Raw genomic sequence first — 22,704 nt, 5'->3', positions numbered from 1 at the left:
GCACGACCTTTTTCCGGTGACCTGGGTCACAATGCGGCTGAAATCTGGCAACGCGGTGGATTCCGGCCCGGCGGTGGATTCCGGCCCGGAAGCGAGATCCGGGCCCGAATGCTGCACGTCAAAGCAAATCCAATATCGACGCGGGGGTTGCGCAAGTCGATGCCTCCAGCAGATAGCTCATCTGCCCTGCGCTCAGCCCCACGACACCGTCCACCGTCACCGGCCGGACAAACCGGCCACGGTCCAGCCGCTTGGCGTAGAGCAGCAATCCAATTCCATCGTGCCACACGGCCGTGATCAGCGAACCGCCGCGTCCGCGGAAAACGAAGACATCTTCGGCGAACGGATCCCGACCAAGGCTTTCCTGCACCAGTAACGACAAACCCTGCATGCCCTTGCGCATGTCAGTGTAGCCGGTCGCAGTCCAGATCCGTGCGCTCGAAGAAATTGGAATCATCGACGCTCGAGAACCTGCAGCACCCGCGCCAGGGCGGCCGCATCCACGCCGGCCTCGACAATTACCCGACGATCCCTGCCAACGACGATCACCATCTGCCCGCTCGTAGGTGTGGCCGCAACAACCGGCTCCACCTCAGCGGCAAGGATGACCCGCAAAGACGGATTGCTCGCTCGAGGGCTAATCGGCTCGGGACCGAACGAGCGCCGCCATGTCATCAGCAACGAACGAAATATGCCATGGCGTCTTGCTGTCTATGATATCGCTCGCGGCGCTTGAAAGCTCTCGGTCATGATCCGCAGCTTTTCGTCATTGGACCGGCGCCGCCGGCGACCAGTTTAGACCACCTCAAGCCGTTCAAGCTGAGTTCCGCGCTTATGGCTGTCCCTAAGAACTGTTACGCACCAATCCTAATAGGCCCGTCGGTTCGCCTTATGATACCGATGCTGCGGTTGTGATCTCGTTGGTGCCCATCGCACTTGAGGATTTCAGTAGTTCGCGGAGAGAACAGACCCTCACCCGAATGGGTTAGATCTGTCGATCTAGCAGAAATGTGTGGCTTTGGGCATCGCGCGGCACCCATTGCCGCACGAGCGGATCGCCAAAGTCGCTAAATTGCAGCCTTCGAATCACAATTCGCTTGCACTTGGGCTGCATTTGTTCCTTAGTTAATCTTCAGTTTATTCGAGTTTATTGGGGGCATGAAAGTGATAATGCGCACGTTAGCGTTAGGAATTGCTGCAGCTTTTGCGACCGTAAGCAGCGCCGCTGCCGACATCTATTATACCGCGAACTTTTCTGGATTTCTCGGAAGCTCACCAAACATTAGATCTCCCTTCAATCAAGCTGGCAGCGGGTTTACAGGCGGCTTGGAATTTGCGGGAAGCCTGGTGTTCGACGCCAGCTTGGTCCCGGGCAATCCGAGTGCGCCGACTAATATCTACCTCAAGGATTTTCCAGATATCGCAGTTATTCCGGCGGCCACAGCGTTTACGCTGAACTTCGGTCCGTACATCTTTGATCTCTCCGATAACATCAACACACTGATGACGACGGGTCCTGGTATTCAATACACGAATGGTCAGTTCTCAGGCCTGCAATTCATCACAGACTTCGCGTATCAAGGAAACAACTACCAGCTCCGCATAGATGGTGCGGTTCTGACCGTGTTCGCTCTTGATGGCGTTCCCACCATTTTCGATCCGAACGGCACGAAAACGGGGCTTCGATTGATTGGCGGTACGATCGATACTTTTACTGGGCTTACGAACGTGACCCCTTACGATCCAAACGCGGTGACGCCGGCCGTCCCCGAGCCCTCCACCTGGGCAATGATGATCATTGGATTTGCTGGCGTCGGCTACATTACCTATCGCCGCCGCAAACAGTCAGTCGCTCTTAATGCAGCCTGATCGTCGAGCCCGATCAGAATGCAGAGAGACCGCCTTCGGGCGGTCTTTTTGTCACGTCGTAGCTTGCCCTCGCCTTCCGGTTGGCTTGGATGGCCCGTTTCTGGGGGTTCAAATGCGCGGTATTGCAATCGCCGCGTCATCGCTGGCGCTGTGGCTTGGAGGGTGTCAAGCGCAAGTTATTGCCCTTCCAGTCGAACGGCCTCTAGATCGCCGCGACTCAGGTTGCCCCTTCGGCTGGTGTTATCAGACTGGCATTTCGCCTGCGGTTGCCTATAGGCTCTCCAAAATGACAAGGACTCGCCAGATGTTGGCTGGCACGGCGCTCTTGCTGGTACTCATAGCGGCGTCGTGGATTATGACGGCGCCAGCCCCCTAAGCCGATCTTTGCTCTCAGCCTGCATTTGCAATCCATTCCCGTAGACCCGGTAAGCGCTGGTCACTCATTATCGGCGTTATCGTTGTTATGGGGGTTTGACGGTTCGAGCAATAACGCGACTTCCCGGCTGCCGGGGGAGAGCGCCGCTTTAAGGCACCAAGCGCGCCATAATCGCGCCACGTGAAAATCAAGATCGCAAACTTAGAATGAACCACGCAAAATGGGGGGACACCAAATGCGTCGAGATAATCAGCCAATCCGAGAAGATCTGGAAGCAGTCGGCTTCAATTTTCACTTTCAGATAGCGAACGGCGCCGGCAGAAAGGCTTGCAGCGTTCGAGTGCAGGCGCACAATTTCCACGATGCAAGGGGCTTCTTCTATCAAAACTGGCCAACGATCGAATTGATGGCTCGCGAATCGTTGAACTCGGCTGCCGAAGGGGTGGAGATCAGGCTCACGATGCCTCCCTCCGCCCAAGCCTGTTCTCTCAGAACCCGGTAACAGAGATAACCCGATAACCGGGGCAAAGCTTCGGTTATCGGAGGTAGGGGGCAGTGTAGGTTCGGTCTATATCGCCATGCTGGGGCTTGAGGGCTTGCTCTCCTAGCGCGCTGATAGCCGCTACAGAGGCGGTCGCACTTGTTCAAGGTCAAGAATCAATATGCACCCGCGTCAAAGCTTCATTCTCATGACAGTCTGGTTCTACGTCAACACCAGCAAGCAGATCGGCGACAAGGATCACCTGAAGGCCTGCTAGCGAGGATGCTGCAGAAAGCTGGTTCGAGGAAGACGATCCGGAGGGCATTGCCTTCGAGTACGAGGTTCTGAAGTCAGAGACCGCATTTGCGCGATCTTTTGCTTCCGGTTCCAGAATTAACCTCCGCTGCGAACATCAAGCTTAACACACGAGTTTCATTGCAGTCGATCCACACAGGTCTAGCGTGGCTGCTAGTCACGCAGATTGGCCGCCCCCAAGTTTGGCCTGCGTACTGCGCGATCAGGGGTCGCCTCAAGATGCCCTCGAGGCGGCCCCGCCCCCAAAGGCCACGCGCGAGGTTCTCAACCAGCACACACACAGACCACTCTGGACAATCTCCGCACCCGCAAGCTGCAGCGCTGCAGCTCGAGAAGCATTTAAAAGAAAGTCTGAGCGCCGAGCAACGTGAGTGGATTGAGGGGGAGATAAGCAAGATCTATATCGCACTCAGCTTCTTGGACGAGCTTCCCAACGACATATCCCGCCGAGCTCCGGTGTCGAAGTAGCTGCACGTGGGTGAGGCGCTGTGCTCGTGCCCGCGATGATGGCGCTCAATGAAGATCGGTCGCGGTTAATTTTTCGGCAGAATTCAGCGTGATTGGTCGAGCATGATACGCTGGCCGACATCAAGCCATCGTTCAAAGACGACACCGATATCGTCCCGATACCTCCACTCGAGCCGGCATTTTCCAACTGTGAGAAAGTCGTCAAACGTGACGTAGAAGTGGATCGGAAGAAGACCTAGTCGATCTGCATGCACTACTGCGTTCGTTTGGCTAACATCGTAAGCCATAATGCGCAATTCTCGGCCGCCTTCAAAGAATAGCAAGCCATCTATGGAATGTTTGGTCATGTTGCACTCCGATCGGTACGAGGCCGCGCTGGCTTTGGTACGTTCAGGAACACATGATTAATGGTCGCTGAGGGTATCGCTCTGTAATCGTCGTGAAAATCCAGAACCCGATTTACAGTTAAATGGTCAATTTTAATAAAAACAAGCACTTCGCCGATTCCGAGATCATCGCAGCGATGGCCTTCCCCCGACTTTCTTGCGATCATCACTTTCGACCTCTTTCAGCCAGCCGGTGCTGCTCAACATCTCGACCACCGGGCCTCGCCGGAGAGGACCATTTAACCCTAATAAACCCGTCGGTTGCCTTGTACCTCGAAATTTCTCGTCGGGTGTCGTTGACACCCGACTGGCCTATCGACCGCCCCTGCTTGCAGCAGGATTGGGCACCGGCGAAAATTCGTAGGTGTAGCCATCGGCGGCCAGGCCGCGAAAGACGAAAAAGCCGCGGTCGGTAACCACGATATCGCCCTTCTGAAGCAGGCTATCGTTCATGGCCATTTCGGAAGCGACACGCTCGGCCTCGGCAGCATCTCGGGGCTTTCGCTGGATGCGGCCCGTCTCAGCGGCTAGCTGCCCAACGCCCGAGGCGAGCACTGACCATAAGAGAGCGATAGCGCCGAGGTTCAATCGGCTAACGAGTACCTACCCGTCAATCGACGCTCGAAACCCACCCTATTGTATCCTGCGTACAATCGGCAGTTTATCAGTTCCAAGCGTACGCATCCGGTGACGGCCCCCGGTTAGGCCGTTCTGGGTGGAGGACTGATTAGGCTCAAGCCGCGTGAGCGATGCTCTGAAGCCGCCAATTCCAAGGCAGGAGTTCGTGGATGCGTTTGGCGGGGTAATCTGGCAGGCGGGCCAGCACGTCGGCGAGCCAAGCTTGTGGATCGATGTCGCTGAGCTTGGCGGTGGCGATGAGGGTGTAGATCGCAGCCGCACGCCGACCGCCCTCGTCGGAGCCGGCGAAGGTCCAGTTTCTTCTGCCCACGGCGACGGCCCGTAGCTCGCGCTCGGCGGCGTTGTTCGACATGCACAGGCGCCCGTCATCAAGGAAGCGGGTGAATGCATCCCAGCGGCTGAGGCAGTAGTTGATCGCCTTGGTCGTCTCGTTGTTCCTGGAGAGCTTGTCCCGCTGCTCGCGCAGCCAAGCGTGCAGTTCGGTGATCAATGGTCGACTGCGCTCCTGGCGCACGTGCCGGCGCTCCTGCGGCGCGAGACCGTTGATCTCGCGCTCGATGGCGAACAGGACGTCGATGCGCTTGACCGCCTCGGCCGCGATCGGCGCCTTGCTGAGCCGTGCCAGATCGAAGAACTTGCGCCGGCCGTGCGCCCAGCACGCGGCCTCGATGATCGGACCTGCTTTGCGATTGGCCTCGTAGAGCTTGCCAAAACCGGCATAGGCGTCGGCCTGCATCAGCCCGGCATAGCCCGCCAGATGTTGCTCCGGGTGCTCACCGCTACGATCCGGCGAATAGAAGAACACGGCGGCCGGCGGATCGGGGCCGGCGAACGGTCGGTCGTCGCGCGCATAGGTCCAGAGCCGGCCGGTCCGCGTCTTGCCCTTGGCCAGGACCGGCACCGTGGTGTCGTCTGCATGGATGCGCTCGGCAGCGAAGACATGGCTCCGGATTGCATCGACCAGCGGCATCAGGGTTGCGGCCGACGCGCCCACCCAGTCGGCGAGCGTCGATACGTCGAGGTCGATGCCTTCGCGCTGGTAGACGTCGCTCTGACGATTGAGCGGCAGGTGCAGGCCGTACTTGGCGAACAAGATATGAGCGAGCAGCTTCGGCCCCGCACGTCCACGCGCAATCGGGTGCGAGGGCGCCGGCGGCTGAGTGATCGCCTCGCAGGCCCGGCAGACGAGCTTCTCGCGCACGTGCTGGATCACTTTCCACTGGCGCGGGATGAGCTCCAGCATCTCGGTCACGTCCTCGCCGATCTTACGCAATCGGTTGTCGCCGCAGCATGGGCAGGTCGCAGGCACCGGATAGACAATGCGCTCCCGCGGCAAATGCTCCGGCAGCGGCCGGCGCGCCGGCTTGCGGCGCTCGAATGGTGCCACCGTAATCTTGTCGGCTGCGGCCATCTGCGCCGCAGTCTCGGCTTGCGCGGCGTTCTCTTCCAGATCGGCGAGCTGCAGCTCGAGCTGGTCCAGCAATGCGCCTCGCTCGGAGGACTGTCCGAACTGCTCGTGCCGCAGCTTCTTGATCGTGAGCTTGAGCTTCTCGATCAGCAGTGTCCGTGCCTGAGCTTCCGCCTCCGCGGCCAAGCGGGCCGCTCGCTCGGCAAGCAGCATCGCCTTCAGCGTGGTCACATCGTCGGGGAGAGAATCATCGGCGCCCATCGCCGACCAGAGAATCACAAGACGCGGTCTCTGTCCGGACTGCCGATCGTGCCATCGATTCAAATCACAGCGATCAGCCGGCCGCCTGCGGTCGCCACGTGTGTTGCGGCATGCGCCAGTCAATGCCCTCCAGCAAGTAGCCGAGCTGGGCCGGGGTGATTGTCACCACGCCATCAGTCGACGACGGCCAGAGAAAGCGGCCGCGCTCCAGCCGCTTGGCGTAGAGCGACATACCCAGCCCATCATGCCAAAGGATCTTGATGAGCTTGCCGCTCTTGCCACGGAACACGTAGAGGTCGCCGCCGTGCGGGTCGCGCCTGAAGGCTTCCTGCACCAGCAAGGCCAGCGAGTTCATGCCGCGACGCATATCGGTATGGCCGGTCGCAATCCACACCCGTACGCCCGACGCAATGGGGATCACCGCGGCCGTCCATCAGCCAGTGCCGCGACCGCGGCCTTTAGCGTCGCCGCGTCGACCGTACCCGTGATCCGCATCCGAACCCCGGCCGTGAACTCGATCTCGATCACGCCGCCGCCGGCCGACCCGACTGGACCAGGCGTCGCCCCCGATTCCGCGACCATCATCGCCGGTACGAAGCCTGTTTGATGGTTGGCATCCTTCGGCTCGGGGCGAAACGACCGTCGCCATCGGAGCAGCAATGAGCGCGAAACGCCGTATCGCCGCGCCGTCGCAGCGACCTGGCGCGGCGCCTGTAAGCTCTCCAGGACGATCTTGAGCTTCTCATCCTCGGACCAGCGCCGCCGCCGGCCTGTGTCCACCACTTCGAGCCGTTCAACCTGGGCGCTGCGCCTATCACTGTCCATAAGGACAGTTCTCAATAACGCGTCTCACTCGGCAAGGCGGCCTTCACCGGACGGATACTTCCAAGCTGTGGCCAACGCGACCTCTGAGAGCTAGAAGCGCGCAATCTCGTGGGTCGGGGAAATAAACAGCCGCCCAAACGGGCGGCTGCGAACCATCTGTCGGTAATGATAAAATGGCTTCGACAAACCAAGAGGAAAAAGGGCCACCGCTCGGTGGCCCTCAAAAGCTCAACTTAAGCTGCCTCAGCACACACGAAGCAACGGGCCCCGGCTTCGGCGGCGATAGGCGATAAAACCGACACCAGCAAACCCGATAAGCATCATCGCCCAGGTCGTGGGCTCGGGTACAGCTGGCGCAATCGGCGCAGCCCCGAAACCAATCTGTTTGATGTTAGCAAAGCCCAGACCAAGACCCTCGATTGTCACTTTTTTGATGGTCTCACCGCTCAACGGAACTGTCTCAATTCCAATAGCAGCAAAGTTGCCATTTGAGGTAATGAAGAAATTGAAGACATCATCGTGCTGGTCCGTCACCGTAACGCGGATATTTTGATCAGCATTCGTGTTAAGCTGGCCCCGAAATGAAAAAGTGTCGAACGCGGTGCCGATCACCGGGGTAAAGGTAAGGAGTGTGATCGCGTCATCGATGCTGTTTATCGCCGCCAGCCCGTTTGCGGTACTGACGTCCACATCGGCCGTAATGTTGATGACGTACCCCGACGAACTGCCAGTGAAAATTGTGTTAGCTGTGACCTCCGCAGTATCAGAGAGGTTCAGATTTTGAAGGATCGGGGTAGCATCAAGCTGAAAATGAGCGTTCGCTGCAGAATTGAAGGAAACCGCAGCCGCGGTAATCGCCACCCCCGCAAGCACTGAACGAAATGACAACATGGTACAACTCCTACTGAAATTAATTATTTGTTAGCAAAGTCCCATATAGACAAGAATCTATAGAAAAGGAAGAATTTTATTAAACGCGCGGCGGAAATATACACGGAATACTCTCTGGGCACTGACTCCTAGCGCGACCTATGCGATCGGCCTCATTGCATCCCCTAATTGAGCCCGTTAACCCCTAACTTAAATTGCCAGCGGCAGCCGAACCTTGCGCCGGCAGAGGCCGGGAGGCGTCAGCAACGCACCAGCCCAGAGGAAACTCCAAGACGCAATCGTCAGTTAGAACAGCCACCGGCGCCAAAGCTAGTTCGGCTGACCGTAATAACCGGCACCAGTGTGTAAGGACCGAAGAAGTCCTTGTCCCTACCGAACAGCGTGAGACAGGGCGTCGGCCTCGCTGACAGCGACAACCAATTTCCGAACAGATGATTGACGTTCACGGGCGTCACCAAAAACCGCGTTAGGAGCACGCGGCGCCGAGGGCATCAATGAACACCGCCTCACCGGGCGGCTACGAACACACCCGGAAGCAACGATTTAGGCCAGACGGGACGCCGAATAAGCTTTGCGTCGATAAGCGAAGAAGCCGATGCCCGCGAAGCCAAGAATCATCATGGCCCACGTCGAAGCTTCCGGGACCGCACTTGCAAGGACGATATTGTCCAAGATCGGGCCGACGTTTGTCCCTTGGCCGGGAGTGACAGAATTGTAGGCAGCGAAGGTAAGAGAACCTGCAGTGGTTGTCGTAAAGTCGAGAACCACATGCTGGAAGGGAGCGCCTGGTGTGAACGAGGAGTCTACAAGCGGCGTGAAAGTCGTGCTAAAATCACCAAGCGATACCCTGATCTGCTCGGTAATATACTGACCTTGGTACGTATACGAACCAACATCGAAAGTAAGGTGATAAGATCCCGGCCCAAAGGAAACGGATCCGATCGAGCCAAGCAACGTCATGCTTCCGTCGAGGTCAATGTAATTTCCGTTGCCTGGATAAAAATCGAAGCTCCCGGCACCAATTACGTCCACAGCACCGTTCGTAACGGTAAATTTTGATCCCACGTTGCTGGCGTTGAGGCCCTGCGCAACACTGTCGAAATTTTCAGAGAGATAAATCGTAGCCTTAGCCGGCGACACCAGGGCAACACAACCAAGAGCAAGCGTGACACCAGCAATAATCTTGGACTTCGAAATCATCATGCACCCCTATGCCCCCCGGAGAGGAAGCCGACCTATTTCAAATTATATGCCTTGATTCGCGAATTATAGTCCATCCCCGGCAGCAATTTTCCTAGTTTTTCAACAAGGGCGCCGACTGTTGTTCAGCGTAAGTCTCTCGAGGAATACTCGCAAATCGCGATACTAGAACAGCCACCAGCGCCAGCGCTGGTTCGCGAACCATAATATCCGGGCCCGGTGTACGGGCCGGAGAAGTTATTTTCTCCATAGACCCAGCGCGCGACAGGCCGCCGCCCCCTGTGATAGCAGTACCCATCTTCCAAACAGATAATCTGACGTTCACCACGTCATGGGAGGCAGCAAGGGAAGCACGCGGGGCCAACGGCATCGCAGAGGCGCTCGAGGCGGACAAAGACAAAGCAAAGGCCATCACAAAAAAGAAGTTCTGATCAAGGTTCAGCCCTCCGCACTATTTGATCTGATGGCGACGAATAACGGTAAAACTATCGCGTCTGCTTGCGACTGTCGACTGGCTCAGCTCGCGGCTTGGTACCGAGCGCCCCCTTGCTTAGTCTAGACGCCCTAAAATCCTCCGCCTGACTGCCCGGCGGGAGCTGTCATCCTGTGTGCAAGCGGCGGGGCGGTTCGTATTTACATCGGCTACCGGCGAGATGAGCCAGCGCATTATTTTGCGGGCGCTTGGACAGTGACCAAGAAACTCAGAGCCGGCAGTTTATTGTCGCCAGTTTCAAATTCGACCTGAATCGAATCTTTGCCTACGAAGTCCTTGCTGGGCGTGTAGAATAAGGCAATGCTGGGAACCTTCCGGGCTGGGCAGGCGTCAGTTGCCGCGACGTCGGCTACAACGATTTGCAGGCCTACTACGCCATGAGAAGGCTTTTCACGCAGCCTTGGCAAGGGAATCGGACCTGGATTCGTTGCACAGTTGGCCGGGGCATTAAGAAAATTACCGAGAACTACCGCCTTGCCTGACTCAGTTTTTATTTCCTTCGGCTGATCGGCGTTGGCACTGGGTGCAAAGAGCCCGATTGCAACCGGAATCAGCACGGTGCTCAGTCGGTTGATCATTGATGTTGCCTTCTGTTGGGGCCGCATTAGCTCCCCTACTCCACCATATATCAAATCGACCCAAAAAAGACCGCCAAAGGCGGTCTCGCTGCAGATTCATCAGAGCTGAAATCAGGCTACGCCAACAGCACCAGCAATCCGGTTACGCCGGCGATAGGCTATAAAGCCAATGCCTGCGAATCCAAGGATCATCATCGCCCAGGTCGACGCTTCCGGAACGGCGGTCACAGATACATTGTCCAGCGCTGGACCATAGGCTGCAAAGTTCACGTTACCTGCCGGACCCACCGTCAAGCTCTGGAATGTGATGGTCGAAGTCCCGGTGGCCGTGTACAGAAAAGTTTCCGTGATCCAGCCCATATCGTTGTGAGATTTGCCGGTCGTATCGAATGTGAAGGTTTGGAGTCCGGAACCACCGATGGTGACACCAATGGTTTTGACAGTAGGTCCCTGGTCAGGGTTACCTGCCAGATCAAACGAGATTAGGTATTGCTGGCCGGCAACCGTAGCTAGGGTCTGCTGCGCGATCGTTCCCTGAGTGATGCCGTTCAAATCGATGCTGCGCGAACCTTGCGAGGCCTGCCAATGGGAACCGATATAATCGATCGATCCACTCGTTACAGTCCAGCCCAAAATGCTCACTGAATCGGTTGAGTTCAAGGTCGTGAAACCGCCTGGGTTCACCCCCGTCTCAAAGCTGCCATTAAGTACCAAATTGGCTTGTGCGTTGGGTGCATTAAGTAAAATACCCACAGCTGCAGCAGTCGACAAAATAAAGCTAAGTAATTTCATGATTTGCCCCATAAGTTCCCTCAAGCATTATCGGGGAGTAAACCGAGGTCAAGGGCGTTGACACAATAAAGGCGCTTTTTGGCAATCAGCCCACAAGAGACTTAGCGGGATTGGAGCTTGGTCATTCCGGAAGCGACAATGGCCGCAAATTTAAGCTCGCCGCTTTCGCCCCGGAGGCAGCGATAGGACGCCGGTTGAGTCCCCGCCTTTTGGTGTGCCCTCATTCGTACCGTTTCTCGAATTAATCAAATCGAAAGAGGCGCTTGCCAGTTCAAGCTGCAGTCGTGCGATCTCCCGCCGTCCGTGATCCCGTTGACTGACCATGTTTTAAGCTGACCTAAAAACTGCGGTTCGCGCCAATCACAACGTCTCAGCGACACAACACATTCATGCCAATCTTAATCTGAAAACAAATGAGTCGCGTACAATTGTGAAGAAATTTCCTCGGCCTAAGGTCTGCGCGGCGAAGATTTACCCTGCTGGGCGCCAGATTGAGGCAGGACGAGAGGCCCGGGCTCGACCGATTGAAATCACCGCGACTTCTTGAAGAGTCGAAGGCCGGATGGGCTACCGCCCTGCTCGGATCTTAGCCATGCACGAACTCACGGTCGCAGCGTATCTATTTTCCGACGCAGGAGGGTGGATCGTCACCTGCGGTCGGTCGTCGGCTGCAGCAATGGGTCCGCGGAGGACCGCTGCAATCGAATTCCAATCGCTTTCTTGAACCTCGGTTGATTCGTTCAGTGCCGCTAGCAATGCATCCGTGAACTTGTCCGACATGACCCGATATCCAATGCTTCGAGCGGCGCGCTCCTTGGTTGAACCAGCGGCATCCACCGATCCTCCAATGCACCAAAATGAGCCAATGAGGGGCAGCCGACCACATGAAAGTGCGATTTGCGACAATGTAAGGGGAAACCAGCGATTCGCAAGTCGCGCGCATCTCACAACTTGGAATGTCGCTATTTGAGAGCAGGGTTGTTGCGCCCGCTTCACCTGGAATTCACTGACCTCTCTCTCGCGGTAGTCCAGTTGCTGCGAAACACCCAAATTCGGCAAACGTGCGCTGTGCACCGATTGGACTAACAAAAAGACCGCCTTTCGGCGGTCTTTTCAAACGCAAGCTGAGATCAATCGATCATGCAATCCGAAACGCGGGGCCTGAGTTTTTCGACTTGCGATAGCCGAAGAAGCCGAGGCCCAAAAAGCCAAGGATCATCATCGCCCAAGTGCTCGGCTCCGGAACTGCTGAGATATTGGTGAGCTCGAATGAGTTACCGCTCGAGCTGATCGTGACCTTTGAAAATGCATCGTCAGAATTAAAGGTGACATAGCCGTTACAAAGAGCGCTATTTTGGCATCCAGTGGGCAGCAGAGGCGCCACATTGTTGCCTGTGAGAGCTACGGGACCGTTCACAGTGTGAAACACGATGCTGTTGTAGTCGTCCACTGACCCCCAGAAGAAGGAGATGCTGGTGCGCGACGAGAAAGAGATATCGATCGATCCGCCGCCCAACACGCTGAGGTAGTTACCGGTTGTTCCGAACGGCTGAGCACCGCTGCCATCGCTACCAATCAAGATCTGCGAATTATTGATCGGAGTGAAAGTCCAATCGCCAATTGCGAACGAACCAATGGCGGGCCCGAGCGGCTGCGAATTGAAATTTTGGCCGGTTCCGGGATCGACGCCGACTACCGGAATAACGGCCGCATCGGCTGATGAAGCAAAAGTAACCGCCAAGAGTAAAGCAGTCGCTGCAGCAATATTAGTTTTTCGCACTGGAATCGCCTCCACATTAAATGCCTTAACAAATGCTTAAGACGCTCGGCTGAGTGAGTCAATCCCAGCGGGAACTTTTTCAGTCAATTTTAATCGTGTGTTGTCAAACGCGCCTGTTTAAGTGGAATCGGCGGAGATTCAGCAGCGGGCCGCCTTTGGCTGATTATCCTTAAGCGCCCGATTTAAGTGAGTGGTGCAAGTGCGAAGTCACACAAAACTCTGCGAATTATTGCTTAACATCCACTCGACACCTTCATAAATTAACTATGCCGAGCCCTGGAGGCAACCAGGGCGCCACCTAGGCTGATCGGGTAAAGAGCTTCTGCCGGCGTAATTCATCGCGCGTAAAGCCTCGCTTCGGCATCGGAGATGCGCTGCTTTAAGGGCTGGTCCAAATGTGGGTGCCGCGATAGTGGCGGATAAATAGTCTCTGCCACCTTCTTCTTTGGATTTCTGACCGCCGATAATGTTCGACAGCTTCAAGATTTAATCCACTTTGCCGCGGTCAGTTCTGACCCAAACAGCAGCAGTTCGCCCGAGCACGATCTGGCCAAAAATGTGAAACTTTCGAAACATTTGCGGACCAAACGAGCCGATCATACGGACTGGCAGGATGCCCTCACCGAAATTCAGCCACGCCAATAACACTGCGACTGCAAACGTCAGTAAGTTCAGCGAGGAAATGACGAGAGCCGCGGTCGACAAGCCGAATATCGCGGCCAGGAACGTTAATACGAAGGTCTGAACTAGTCCAGATCGGCAAACGCCGCCGCCGCGACTGAAGTACTGGTACCGAGAGCTATTTTGGCGAACTGATGCTTAAGAATCGGCCGGGATCTTTCGCAAAATCAGAAACCTTACGTCCCGACCGCCTTAAGACCGTGCATGGGTGGCATAGACGTAAACGGCACCCCGACGGGCGTTCTTATCGAAGTTCGGACACTGCGTGACCCTTTAGGAAGTTTGCGGAAAAACCGCGGCGTAGTGGCTAACTAGGAGTTGATCGATCGGTCCTTATCCACTGGGACGAGGTGCCATCTATCAACATCCGGCCGTAGAATTGAAGTTTTTTCAATGCAAAACTACCGAACGATAATGCCTCATGCGCAGGAAAAGTCTCACGCCCAAATTTAGACCAGGCGACAGCAACACATAAGAAAAATCCAATGAAATTGCCGCCCGCGATCAAGGCGGGCAACCACGACCCCCCAAGCAGAGCAACAGACGAAGTCAGGACCATCGTCCCGACGATAAATAGCGCAAGGAGAGAGAGCGGCGGCACCAGAAGATCGAGCGCCAGCACAAGGATATGTATGTCGCCGCGCATTAAGCCGAGAGAGAAAAGTCGCGGAACGAACTTCCCGATTGTGGCGAGGTGACCCTGTACCCAGCGTTGACGCTGACTTTCGGTCGCCTTTGCGCTGGTCGGAAAAGTGCTGGTAACGCTCACGAACGGAAAAAAATACGGAGCTTGGCCCGTTTCCGCCAGATGAAGCCCCAAGTTCAAATCCTCCGCCAAATGACCGCTAGCCAGTGGAATTGAGCTGATCGCATTCCATGGAAACATCATTCCCGTCCCCATCAATTGAACGGGGCAACGAAGATTTCGGAGCCCAAGGGGACGAATCAAGTTTCTCAGAATCCAGGCGAACTCTGCGAAACTGTGATTAATGGGCGAGTTTTCGGCGCTTCGCATGATGTCCAGCGCTTGCACCGGCCGCTGAACGTGCAGACAGACTCGCTTTAACCTTTCGATCAAATCGTCTTGGAGCCGGCAATCGGCATCGACGAAGAGAACAAAGTCAGGTGGGTCCCGGCTCAGATGAGCAATGCCCCACCCCATTCCGAATCCCTTGCCTATTCTTTCGGGATCGTTGCGGACAATGACCTCGGCGCCCGATGCTGCCGCAACTGCGGCGGTGTCATCGGTGCAGTTATCGGCGACGACGAGAAGGCGGTCTCCAGCACCGAGCTGCGCCTTGATATCCTGCAGCGTCGGAACAAGTCCCGAGCTCTCATTGTGTGCCGGAACGATTACCGCAACACGCTTGTCAACGTTCAATCCTTTGACTTCAAAAGGCTCCAACTTTGGCGCCTTAAGAGCTGCAATTACTTCAACCAATAGGACAGCGACGGGAACGCTGAGCAATCCAGCCAGAGCGGCCAAGATCAACATTTCAAAAATACCGATCTCTAAACGTTTGACTAATGTTTTTGTCCGGTAAAAAACGAAAATGGAAGCCGGGTATAAATATCCTGTTTCCCACTCAATTACTACTATTTCACAAATAAGATAATAGACCACCCGAATGGTTGTTGTTTCGGGCCGACTCAGGATAGGTCAGGCGGAGCACCCTTCATGAAGATCGCCTATCTGATTAACCATTATCCGGCGATCAGCCACAGTTTCATTCGGCGCGAGATACTGGCGCTTGAACGCTTGGGCCACGAGGTCCTGCGAATCTCACTTCGGGGCTGGACCGATGCGCAGCGCGGTTCCGAGGATCAGCTCGAGCAGGCTCGCACGCGCTACGTCCTGCGCCGCGGCGCGGTGCCGCTGGTGGTTTCATTCCTGCGCATCCTGACAACCAATCCCTCGGGGCTATTTCGGGCGATTGCCCTGACGTTCAAGATCGGGCTGCGGGCGGAGCGTCCCCTCCCCGTCCATTTAATCTATCTGTTCGAAGCCTGTCAGGTGGCACTGTGGCTGCGCAGCGAAAACGCGCAGCACCTGCACGCTCATTTCGGAACCAATTCTGCCGAAGTCGCAATGCTCGTCGGCGAACTGGGAGGACCGCCCTGGAGCTTTACCGCCCATGGCCCCGAAGAATTCGACAAGCCGAAGTTCATCTCGCTGCCTGAAAAAATCCGGCGGGCCCGCTTTGTCGTCGCGGTCAGTTCGTTCGGCCGGAGCCAGCTCTTTCGCAATGTCTCCCACGTTTATTGGCCCAAGATAAAAGTGGTCCATTGCGGGCTTGAGCCGGCCTTTTATGAAACCGAGGCCATCACGCCGGCGGCCGACAAACCACGATTAGTTTGCGTGGGCCGCCTATGTGAACAGAAGGGGCAGTTGCTCCTGATCGAGGCGACGCGGCTGCTGGCGGAGCGCGGGACAAAGTTCGAATTGGTGCTTGCCGGCGATGGCGAAATGCGCGGCGAGATCGAGGCGCTGGTCGTTAAATACGAGCTAGCGAAATTCGTGCGAATAACAGGCTGGATCAGTAGTGAGGAGGTTCGAGCCGAAATTCTCGCAGCCCGTGCGCTGGTGTTGCCGAGCTTTGCCGAAGGTCTGCCGGTCGTTATCATGGAAGCCATGGCGCTGCGAAGGCCGGCCATCAGTACGTTCGTCGCCGGGATTCCGGAATTGATTCAGCATGGCGAGCACGGCTGGCTGGTTCCTGCCGGCGATCTCGAGGGTTTAGCCGTCGCGATGGATGAATGTCTCAGCGCAGCTCCGGAAGCGATCACGCGTATGGGGGAAAGTGCCCGTCAAAGGGTTCTGCAGCGCCATGATGTCGACGAGCAAGCGGCTAAGCTCATCGAACTGATTGAAGCCTAGACCAGTAAATTGGCCCGATAATTGTCGGCGCCTCCGGTTATCCCACTCACTATGCTTCCGGCTCTCTCGCAGCACAGCTCGCGTTACAACTGTGCCTTGTTGATCAGCACGCCGCTGCACGGCGTACGCGCCGGCGGGCGCCAAAGAGGCCGATTCCGGCGAAGCCAAGCAGCAACATGACCCAAGTCGCGGGCTCCGGGATGGGAGATACCGCGGCGCCGATATTGAGCTCATTGATGCTCAACACTGGACCCGACGAGGTGAGCAAGATCGTCTTGAATGGCGTGTCGTCAACCACTCCGAAAAAACGCGTGAGATCGTATGCATTTCCGGGGCTACCCAGCGTCAGCGGATCACTGCCGTTAGATAGTTGAAATATCACGTCGTATCCGTAAGACTGATTTGGTACGTTGAAGGTGTCGAAATTCAAGGCGAATGCATTCACCGGAGCGGCAAGCGTGATTAGGATATTTGCGACGCCCTGACTCTGCTGCTGCGACGATAGTACCGGCAAGGTGCCGTTAAACGCGGGCTCACCCGGTATTATTTCAAAGCCAGGCCCAATGTTGAACAAGAAACCATTGCCCAAAGCAGAAGTCGAAAACGTCACGCCATTGTAGGTGACCGTTCCCGTTTCAAAGTATTGACTATGGGGCAGGTCGTCGAGCCCAGGAGTCGGCTCCGGAATCGAGATGGGCGTATAGCCAGGTACGGCTGCGATCCACGAGGTGAGATCAGCGTAAGTGACCGCTGTTGCATCAGCATTGACCGTGCCTGCAAACAGCATCAGTGCCGCCCCCAAGGCAGCCGAGTTCATCTTCGTGAACATCAAGGTTCCCAAATTTTTGTGAAAACGGACGCGGCACTGATTCGGTACTGGATATTAGCTTAAACAGGCAATCTCCGAGAAGAAATTAAACCTGAGCCGTGATGGACCGGGAGTATTGTGATCCTCCGGCTGGTTATTCGGGATAGTCCCTCGCTGGCACACGCCGGCCCTCACATTTCGTGACCGAATACTTCCAGGTAATCGGTGGCGCTGCCGGGCTGATCATCCTCATATACGCCGATAACCAGCCGCCCGGTTTTCCAGGCCAGTCCGTCGAGATTGGTTTTGTGCTTGCCTGCAATTGGCGCCTGCGCGTCGGCGTGGTGACCATGGACGACATGGCGATGCCCGTGCCCGACGTCCGTGCCATCCGGATACCGCTTCCAGAGCAACGTTTCCTCGTTCTGCTGCTGAAGCGGAATGTTCGGATCCACCGCCGCATGGACAAATATTCTGTGCCGATCGACATGCATCAGCGGGAGATTGACAATCCAATCCAGATGGTCGCCTGGGATTGCTCGCAGATCAGGAAGCGTTGGGGATTGGTCATACGACGCCAGCGTTTCCCCGCCCCCGTTCTTGATCCACCAGTCGAGTTCGGCCCGATGCTCGCAGACCGCGCACATCATCGCTTCGTGGTTGCCCTTCAGATTGACGACCTCGAATTCATCCGGGCTCCAACGCATGAGCCGCTCGATGACCTGTCTGCTCTGCGGCCCGCGGTCGACGTAATCGCCCAAGGTTATGACCGTGGAAGCCATTCCCTCAGCATGCCGGGCAACCGCATCAATAGCGCGATCCAGCAAATCCAGCCGGCCATGAAGGTCGGGTATGGCGTATGTTCGGCTCACGGCAACGTTAAGAACCGGTCCTGAAGTGGCTTAGCAAGCTCGGCGCTAACGAACCACTTGCCGAAAGAGCATGCAAGTACAAACGCCTCATAGAGGGATTTCACGAAGGCGCAGCGCAGATGTTCGAAGCTAGGCGGGCATCGCCGGCGCAGCGCGGTTGCAGAAACGTCGCGCCAGCGCAAAACAAAGACCCAGCAAGGCATCGAACAAGAACAATAGAACAACCGCGACGACGAACAGGCCGATGCCGGTGAGATCGTGCAGAATTCCTTCGAGCATGTCAGGTCCCAGGTAATAGGCGATCAGGACCAGCGCGAAGACGCGAAGCAGATTGGCGATGATGGTGATGGGTATGATCGCCGCGAGAAGGAACAGGCTCCGGACTTTCTCCTGCCAGCGAAACGCATAGGCGTAGAAAACGCCGATCGCGGACAATGCAAAAATCGAGTTCATTCCGGAACAGGCGTCCTTTACCAGGAGCTGATAGGTCCCGATCATGATCATGACGCCGTTCTGGGCAACCGGAAAACCGGCCGCATAGAGCACGTTGGTCACGACGTTCGAAATAAAGACCTTCAGCGGAACCGTGGCGGCATCGACCAGCCAGTCGGGCATCGGCACCGCAAAGATCAAGAAGCCGATCGGAAACGCGAGTACCCGCAGCGCCGGCCATCCGGCCGAAATCAGAACACAGCCGATAATGACTGGGATCAAGGAAAAGGTTTCGAAGGTGACCAGCCCCTGCTGGATTCGAGCCAGATAGAGGATCACCAAGCCGCCGAGGAGAGCAACCCACCCCGTGACGGGAGCCGGAATAATTTCAACGGCCCGCAATTTCTCCCGCGATTGCCAGAGCAGCCAGAGCGAGGCCGCAATGATAAGCGGACCATGCCCCTCCTGCTCCGTCTGCCAGGGCCCGTCAATCAAACTGAGAATGGTCTGAGCATAGGCAGCGATCACCGAGGCGCCAAGCAGCGCCGGCCATAAAAGAGGGCCAAGAAAACCTGCCTTTGCCGACGGTAATACTTGCGAATATGTCATCTCAATATACCGAGAGGTTGCAAAACTTAGCCTACAGATAGCGTCAAAACCAAAAAGGTCGCTTATCTCCGGACTATCAAAAAGGCGTAACCCGCGCCAGCAAGAATCAGGATCAGCGCAAGATAGAACGAACCGGCATTGCCGACCTGGTTGGCAACGGCGAATACAATGCCGGCCAGCATGAAGTGTAGCAACGTTCGATTGTTTCGCTCGGTGAACTGGAAGAATGCGATCACCAGCGCCACGAAACAGGTAACGGTCAACACATCAAAAAACGTCGTCATTCAATATCGCCTTGTGAAACATCTTACGGCGGCGCGATCACATTCGCGCTCAGTTTTTCTTGCCATCTCCAGGCTGCATGATGTTTGCGTATTCACCCTCATATTTCGCTTCAAGATTTGCAGAATAGCGCGCAACGCCCAGTTCGGCCTTGATCGCGTCCGCGCGCATCAATTGCCGCGCCAAATTAGCGGCTGCCTCTCCTTCGAGCGGGCGCGGCTCCTCACCTTTGACCTTGAAGAATACGCCATTCTGTCCGGCGCGGACGAAGAACACGTCGTCCGTCTTCTTGGCCTCGATCAGACCGTAAAACTCCGGTGGGAGATCGCCGCTGTTCAGCGCGCCCATTTGTCGCCCATGGGGGACGCCGGCAGCGGTAAGCTTCTGGTCGATTTCGTCGAGCGATTTTGCATCCTTATTCGCGTCGACAAATGACTGGGTGGTCGGTCCTATTGGAAATGCGATCTGCTCAACGCTGAACAATTTTCTGCCGGCGAATTTCGCCCGGTTGCTGGCGATGTACTTGTCGACATCCACCTTGCCCGGCGTCTTGGCCGCCGCCGTGCGCTGCAGGTACGCATTCTCGAGAACCTGTTCGCGTGCCCTCAGCAGATCCAACAGCACGCTCGGCTCGCGGTCGAGCTTCGCCGCCATAGCCTGACGAAGCAGATATTTGCGCACGACCAGATCGCCGAGAACGCGCTTGACGACTTCGGGCTCCTTCTGCTTGTCCGGTGGCACGTTCGACCAGCGAAACTCGTTCTCGAGATCCTGGATGGTCACAACCTCCTCGCCGACACGCGCAACGACCTGTCCTTTGGAAGCGGCGGGTTGATCGCTCTTCTTGCCGCACCCGGCCAAGACGACCGCGCTAAAAGCGAGCAAAACGGCAAGCCGAGCAATCTTGATGGGCATACCCTTCATCCAGGAACTCCGTGCATCTAAAATCGGCCGATGAGACTATAAAACAGGCTGGCCGCGCCTAACGATGGTATGACTAACCAGCCCGCTGCGCCGGGTCGAGCCCCCTATCGCTTTTTCCTGCAATTTCCGTTATTTATATTAATTCCTTAAGCGCGGCCAATTATCTCTTTCCTTTGCTGCAAATAGGCCCTTTGGAGTATATCCTCATCGACATCGCTGATCCGATTAACTTTAGAAGGTTGTGTGTGGCCTCAATGAAATTCCCTCGAATTCAAATCATATTGGCATGTATTGCAATTTTGGGATGCGCCGTGCTTGCGACCGTGCTTGCACCTCGGCAATTGATGGCCCGAACGTCGGCCTCCCCCAGCCTTGAAACCGTGATACCACGCCAGTTTGGAACCTGGACATTGGTTCCAGAAATCAGTCCCATCCGCCCGGCTGATCCTGAGGCGTACGTTCAACCGGACCCGCTCGCCGGAAAGATCTATAGCCAGGAGGTCGGCCGAGGCTATACGGACGGGCATGGCAATATCGTCATGCTGATGGTTGCTTACGGGCCGGTCCAAAATTATCGGCTCAAGGCTCATCGACCGGAAATATGCTACACTGCAGGTGGATTTCGCATTTCCAATACCACTGAGGTGGCGTTTAGCTACCGTGATGGTTCATCCCCGATTAAGATGACGCGGCTGATCACCGAACGCGAGTCCCGCTTTGAGCCAGTGAGCTATTGGATGCGTATTGGTGACGACGTAACCACCGGAGTCGTTGGCCACCAATTAAGCCGATTAAAATATGGACTTCGCGGGATAATACCGGATGGCGCTCTAATTAGAGTTTCGACCATTGGTATTCCAAAGGATGCGTCATTCAAGCTGCAGGACCAATTCATCCGCGATCTGCTTGCCGCCGTTCCGCCGCAGGAACTAAGGTTCTTCACCGGTGCGAGCTGAAGGTCGCGGCGAGCAACGTGGCAGGTGATTTTTGGCGTTCGCTCGATTCACTTCGAAATTGCCCCGCGCACCATTACTTCAGGGCGCGCTTCTGGCGGTCCTGTGCCAGCCAGTATGCGCGCAAGCTGCTGACGATACGCTGCTGCCCTACGCTGTGAACATTCACCAGACGCCGATGCAGAGCTGGGGACCGGGATACGGCATCTACATCGGAAAAGGCGTGTTCATTACGGCCGCGCATGTAGCAGGCCGGACCTGGCTAACGCGGCCCAAGATCGCAATTGCTGGATCGGAATATCCGACCCGTGTCGTCAAGGAAGGCAGTTTCGAGGGAACAGATCTAACGCTGCTCTCGGTCGAGGAAGCGCTTCTCCCCTCGCGATTGCGGCTTCGGCGAAATTCAATCTGCACCGATCCGCCCAGGCCGGGGCAAGAGGTCGTCACCATTGTGCCGGGATCTACCGTGCGTTCCCACATCCTCGCGCCCGATCGGTTGCCGGTCGAAGCCCGCAGCCGGTTTAGCACGGTGATCGCGGACGTGGCTCGGACCGGCAATTCTGGATCAGGGGTGTTCGACGTTAAGCGCAAATGCCTGCTCGGCATCATGAGCCGAAAGATATCACGGTCGCAAACGAGCGCCGAGACCGGAAAATCTGAAACCCGTGATGTCGCCAAATACTTCGTGCCGGCAGCGGAAATTGCAGCATTCCTGCCGGCCAATTTGCGCTTTTAGAAAACGCTAATAGTAACCGTAATACGAGCCGACGGACTCGGTCACCTTGTTGACGACGACACGGACAACCCGACTGCCCTGAAGGTGTTTTTGACATTCCTTGATATCGGAAATGGATGTGCTGCCGACGCCAGCGACGAGCAAGGTCGCGTCGAGCCGGGGCAAAATTGAAATCACGTCATCGCCAAGCAGCATCGGCGGAAGGTCGAAGATGACGATGCGCGAGCGGAAGTCTCGCTTGATGGTCTGAAGCAGCGCCCCCATCGTCTGCGATGCCATCCATTCCGAGGAATTCGACGAGACTGATCCGGGCAACACCAGCAAGCTATTCGGACCAATCCTTGCCTGCAGGACTGCTGACGAAAGTGGCGTGCGTCCTTCAAGTACGTTGAGAACACCGCCATTGCCTTCCATGCCGAGATAGTTTGCAACTGCCGGCCGGTGCAAATCAAGATCGACCAGTAGCACTGACCGCTCCGGCAGGCGGGAAATACTCAGCGCAAGATTGCAGGCCGTAACGGTTTTTCCGCAACCGGAGGTCGGCGAAGTTACAGCCAGAAACTGCCAGCTCTTCTTGTCCATCTCTTGCAGCACCTGGGTGCGCAGCATGTCGTAGTAGCGGCCGTTCGGACTGGAAGTGCCGTAGGCCACTATTCGATTGGCTTCGAGATGATCGGCGCTGAGGCGCACTTCCTTGAACGGCGACTCGGCAGAGCGCTGCTGAGTTCCGTCCGGAGCGAGCGCAGATCCGCTCAAGGCTCCCGGAC

At 56.4% G+C, this 22,704-nt stretch carries 21 protein-coding genes and 1 pseudogene; 4 read left to right on the top strand and 18 right to left on the bottom strand.

What is annotated here, in order from left to right:
• Nucleotides 1-118 precede the first annotated feature (118 nt).
• Nucleotides 119-403 (bottom strand): IS66 family insertion sequence element accessory protein TnpB, encoded by a 285-nt coding sequence (tnpB, locus tag RX328_RS17715; protein WP_410734049.1) that lies wholly within the window; start codon nucleotides 401-403, stop codon nucleotides 119-121.
• 767 nt (nucleotides 404-1,170) lie between these two features.
• Between tnpB (RX328_RS17715) and RX328_RS17710 the strand changes: the two genes are divergently transcribed.
• Nucleotides 1,171-1,869: a PEPxxWA-CTERM sorting domain-containing protein gene (locus tag RX328_RS17710; protein WP_213257025.1), complete on the top strand. Its 699-nt coding sequence runs from the start codon at nucleotides 1,171-1,173 to the stop codon at nucleotides 1,867-1,869.
• Nucleotides 1,870-3,592: 1,723 nt separating this feature from the next.
• Here the strand turns inward: RX328_RS17710 and RX328_RS17705 are convergent.
• From RX328_RS17705 to RX328_RS17655, 11 genes and pseudogenes are all read right to left on the bottom strand, one after another.
• Nucleotides 3,593-3,856, bottom strand: a complete 264-nt coding sequence (locus RX328_RS17705) for a hypothetical protein (RefSeq protein WP_213257023.1) — start codon at nucleotides 3,854-3,856, stop codon at nucleotides 3,593-3,595.
• Between the two features lie 351 nt (nucleotides 3,857-4,207).
• Entirely contained in the window at nucleotides 4,208-4,348 is a 141-nt protein-coding gene (locus RX328_RS17700) for a hypothetical protein (RefSeq protein ID WP_213257016.1), read from the bottom strand.
• A gap of 280 nt (nucleotides 4,349-4,628) precedes the next feature.
• Nucleotides 4,629-6,203: an IS66 family transposase gene (gene tnpC, locus RX328_RS17695; protein ID WP_317258804.1), complete on the bottom strand. Its 1,575-nt coding sequence runs from the start codon at nucleotides 6,201-6,203 to the stop codon at nucleotides 4,629-4,631.
• A 73-nt stretch (nucleotides 6,204-6,276) separates the two neighbouring features.
• Nucleotides 6,277-6,624: an IS66 family insertion sequence element accessory protein TnpB gene (gene tnpB, locus RX328_RS17690; protein ID WP_317258763.1), complete on the bottom strand. Its 348-nt coding sequence runs from the start codon at nucleotides 6,622-6,624 to the stop codon at nucleotides 6,277-6,279.
• Entirely contained in the window at nucleotides 6,621-7,028 is a 408-nt protein-coding gene (gene tnpA, locus RX328_RS17685) for an IS66-like element accessory protein TnpA (RefSeq protein WP_213257743.1), read from the bottom strand. The genes tnpB (RX328_RS17690) and tnpA overlap by 4 nt, the downstream gene beginning before the upstream one ends.
• Before the next feature lie 243 nt (nucleotides 7,029-7,271).
• Nucleotides 7,272-7,376 (bottom strand): annotated as a pseudogene (locus RX328_RS43715) (PEPxxWA-CTERM sorting domain-containing protein); the annotation flags it as partial.
• Nucleotides 7,377-8,462: 1,086 nt separating this feature from the next.
• Complete coding sequence (locus RX328_RS17675; RefSeq protein WP_213254925.1) at nucleotides 8,463-9,119, bottom strand: PEP-CTERM sorting domain-containing protein; 657 nt, start codon at nucleotides 9,117-9,119, stop codon at nucleotides 8,463-8,465.
• Between the two features lie 666 nt (nucleotides 9,120-9,785).
• A complete protein-coding gene (locus RX328_RS17670; RefSeq protein WP_213254927.1) occupies nucleotides 9,786-10,190 on the bottom strand; it encodes a hypothetical protein in 405 nt (134 codons plus the stop codon).
• 111 nt (nucleotides 10,191-10,301) lie between these two features.
• Complete coding sequence (locus RX328_RS17665; RefSeq protein WP_213254929.1) at nucleotides 10,302-10,982, bottom strand: choice-of-anchor C family protein; 681 nt, start codon at nucleotides 10,980-10,982, stop codon at nucleotides 10,302-10,304.
• 1,138 nt (nucleotides 10,983-12,120) lie between these two features.
• On the bottom strand, nucleotides 12,121-12,762 hold the full coding sequence (locus RX328_RS17660) for a PEP-CTERM sorting domain-containing protein (protein ID WP_213254931.1): 642 nt from the start codon (nucleotides 12,760-12,762) through the stop codon (nucleotides 12,121-12,123).
• A gap of 988 nt (nucleotides 12,763-13,750) precedes the next feature.
• Nucleotides 13,751-15,067: a glycosyltransferase family 2 protein gene (locus RX328_RS17655; RefSeq protein ID WP_213254933.1), complete on the bottom strand. Its 1,317-nt coding sequence runs from the start codon at nucleotides 15,065-15,067 to the stop codon at nucleotides 13,751-13,753.
• Between the two features lie 54 nt (nucleotides 15,068-15,121).
• Here RX328_RS17655 and RX328_RS17650 point away from each other — a divergent pair, with 54 nt between their 5' ends.
• A complete protein-coding gene (locus RX328_RS17650) occupies nucleotides 15,122-16,321 on the top strand; it encodes a glycosyltransferase (RefSeq protein ID WP_213254935.1) in 1,200 nt (399 codons plus the stop codon).
• A gap of 103 nt (nucleotides 16,322-16,424) precedes the next feature.
• Here RX328_RS17650 and RX328_RS17645 read toward each other — a convergent pair whose 3' ends face one another.
• From RX328_RS17645 to RX328_RS17625, 5 genes are all read right to left on the bottom strand, one after another.
• A complete protein-coding gene (locus RX328_RS17645) occupies nucleotides 16,425-17,150 on the bottom strand; it encodes a PEP-CTERM sorting domain-containing protein (protein WP_213254937.1) in 726 nt (241 codons plus the stop codon).
• A 170-nt stretch (nucleotides 17,151-17,320) separates the two neighbouring features.
• Nucleotides 17,321-18,001, bottom strand: a complete 681-nt coding sequence (locus RX328_RS17640; protein ID WP_312018102.1) for a metallophosphoesterase — start codon at nucleotides 17,999-18,001, stop codon at nucleotides 17,321-17,323.
• Nucleotides 18,002-18,130: 129 nt separating this feature from the next.
• A complete protein-coding gene (gene xrtV / locus RX328_RS17635) occupies nucleotides 18,131-19,042 on the bottom strand; it encodes an exosortase V (protein WP_213254941.1) in 912 nt (303 codons plus the stop codon).
• A gap of 62 nt (nucleotides 19,043-19,104) precedes the next feature.
• Nucleotides 19,105-19,326, bottom strand: a complete 222-nt coding sequence (locus RX328_RS17630) for an XrtV sorting system accessory protein (RefSeq protein WP_213254943.1) — start codon at nucleotides 19,324-19,326, stop codon at nucleotides 19,105-19,107.
• A 49-nt stretch (nucleotides 19,327-19,375) separates the two neighbouring features.
• Nucleotides 19,376-20,005 carry a hypothetical protein gene (locus tag RX328_RS17625; protein ID WP_213254945.1) on the bottom strand — a complete coding sequence of 210 codons (630 nt, stop codon included), beginning with the start codon at nucleotides 20,003-20,005 and terminating at the stop codon, nucleotides 19,376-19,378.
• A 434-nt stretch (nucleotides 20,006-20,439) separates the two neighbouring features.
• Here RX328_RS17625 and epsI point away from each other — a divergent pair, with 434 nt between their 5' ends.
• The gene (gene epsI, locus RX328_RS17620) at nucleotides 20,440-21,204 is read left to right on the top strand and encodes an exosortase-associated protein EpsI, V-type (RefSeq protein WP_249727020.1); all 765 of its coding nucleotides are present in this window, start codon (nucleotides 20,440-20,442) and stop codon (nucleotides 21,202-21,204) included.
• 31 nt (nucleotides 21,205-21,235) lie between these two features.
• A complete protein-coding gene (locus RX328_RS17615) occupies nucleotides 21,236-21,937 on the top strand; it encodes a serine protease (RefSeq protein WP_249727021.1) in 702 nt (233 codons plus the stop codon).
• A gap of 6 nt (nucleotides 21,938-21,943) precedes the next feature.
• On the opposite strand, the gene RX328_RS17610 is transcribed toward RX328_RS17615, so the two are convergent.
• Complete coding sequence (locus RX328_RS17610) at nucleotides 21,944-22,546, bottom strand: CpsD/CapB family tyrosine-protein kinase (RefSeq protein WP_317258761.1); 603 nt, start codon at nucleotides 22,544-22,546, stop codon at nucleotides 21,944-21,946.
• Nucleotides 22,547-22,704: the final 158 nt, after the last annotated feature.

The sequence above is a fragment of the Bradyrhizobium sp. sBnM-33 genome, assembly GCF_032917945.1.
Classification (GTDB): Bacteria; Pseudomonadota; Alphaproteobacteria; order Rhizobiales; family Xanthobacteraceae; genus Bradyrhizobium.
Note: the sequence above shows the minus strand (reverse complement) of the source record. Positions and strands in the feature narration are given on the sequence as shown.

Bases quoted from the DNA above. Each gene is read 5' to 3' on its own strand.
- tnpA (WP_213257743.1), bottom strand. From the start codon at position 7,028: ATGGACAGTGATAGGCGCAGCGCCCAGGTTGAACGGCTCGAAGTGGTG.
- RX328_RS17650 (WP_213254935.1), top strand. From the start codon at position 15,122: ATGAAGATCGCCTATCTGATTAACCATTATCCGGCGATCAGCCACAGT.
- RX328_RS17645 (WP_213254937.1), bottom strand. From the start codon at position 17,150: ATGTTCACGAAGATGAACTCGGCTGCCTTGGGGGCGGCACTGATGCTG.
- tnpB (WP_410734049.1), bottom strand. From the start codon at position 403: ATGCGCAAGGGCATGCAGGGTTTGTCGTTACTGGTGCAGGAAAGCCTT.
- RX328_RS17670 (WP_213254927.1), bottom strand. From the start codon at position 10,190: ATGATCAACCGACTGAGCACCGTGCTGATTCCGGTTGCAATCGGGCTC.
- RX328_RS17705 (WP_213257023.1), bottom strand. From the start codon at position 3,856: ATGACCAAACATTCCATAGATGGCTTGCTATTCTTTGAAGGCGGCCGA.
- RX328_RS17630 (WP_213254943.1), bottom strand. From the start codon at position 19,326: ATGACGACGTTTTTTGATGTGTTGACCGTTACCTGTTTCGTGGCGCTG.
- RX328_RS17700 (WP_213257016.1), bottom strand. From the start codon at position 4,348: ATGAACGATAGCCTGCTTCAGAAGGGCGATATCGTGGTTACCGACCGC.
- RX328_RS17665 (WP_213254929.1), bottom strand. From the start codon at position 10,982: ATGAAATTACTTAGCTTTATTTTGTCGACTGCTGCAGCTGTGGGTATT.
- xrtV (WP_213254941.1), bottom strand. From the start codon at position 19,042: ATGACATATTCGCAAGTATTACCGTCGGCAAAGGCAGGTTTTCTTGGC.
- RX328_RS17710 (WP_213257025.1), top strand. From the start codon at position 1,171: ATGCGCACGTTAGCGTTAGGAATTGCTGCAGCTTTTGCGACCGTAAGC.
- RX328_RS17610 (WP_317258761.1), bottom strand. From the start codon at position 22,546: ATGCTGCGCACCCAGGTGCTGCAAGAGATGGACAAGAAGAGCTGGCAG.
- RX328_RS17675 (WP_213254925.1), bottom strand. From the start codon at position 9,119: ATGATTTCGAAGTCCAAGATTATTGCTGGTGTCACGCTTGCTCTTGGT.
- tnpC (WP_317258804.1), bottom strand. From the start codon at position 6,203: ATGGGCGCCGATGATTCTCTCCCCGACGATGTGACCACGCTGAAGGCG.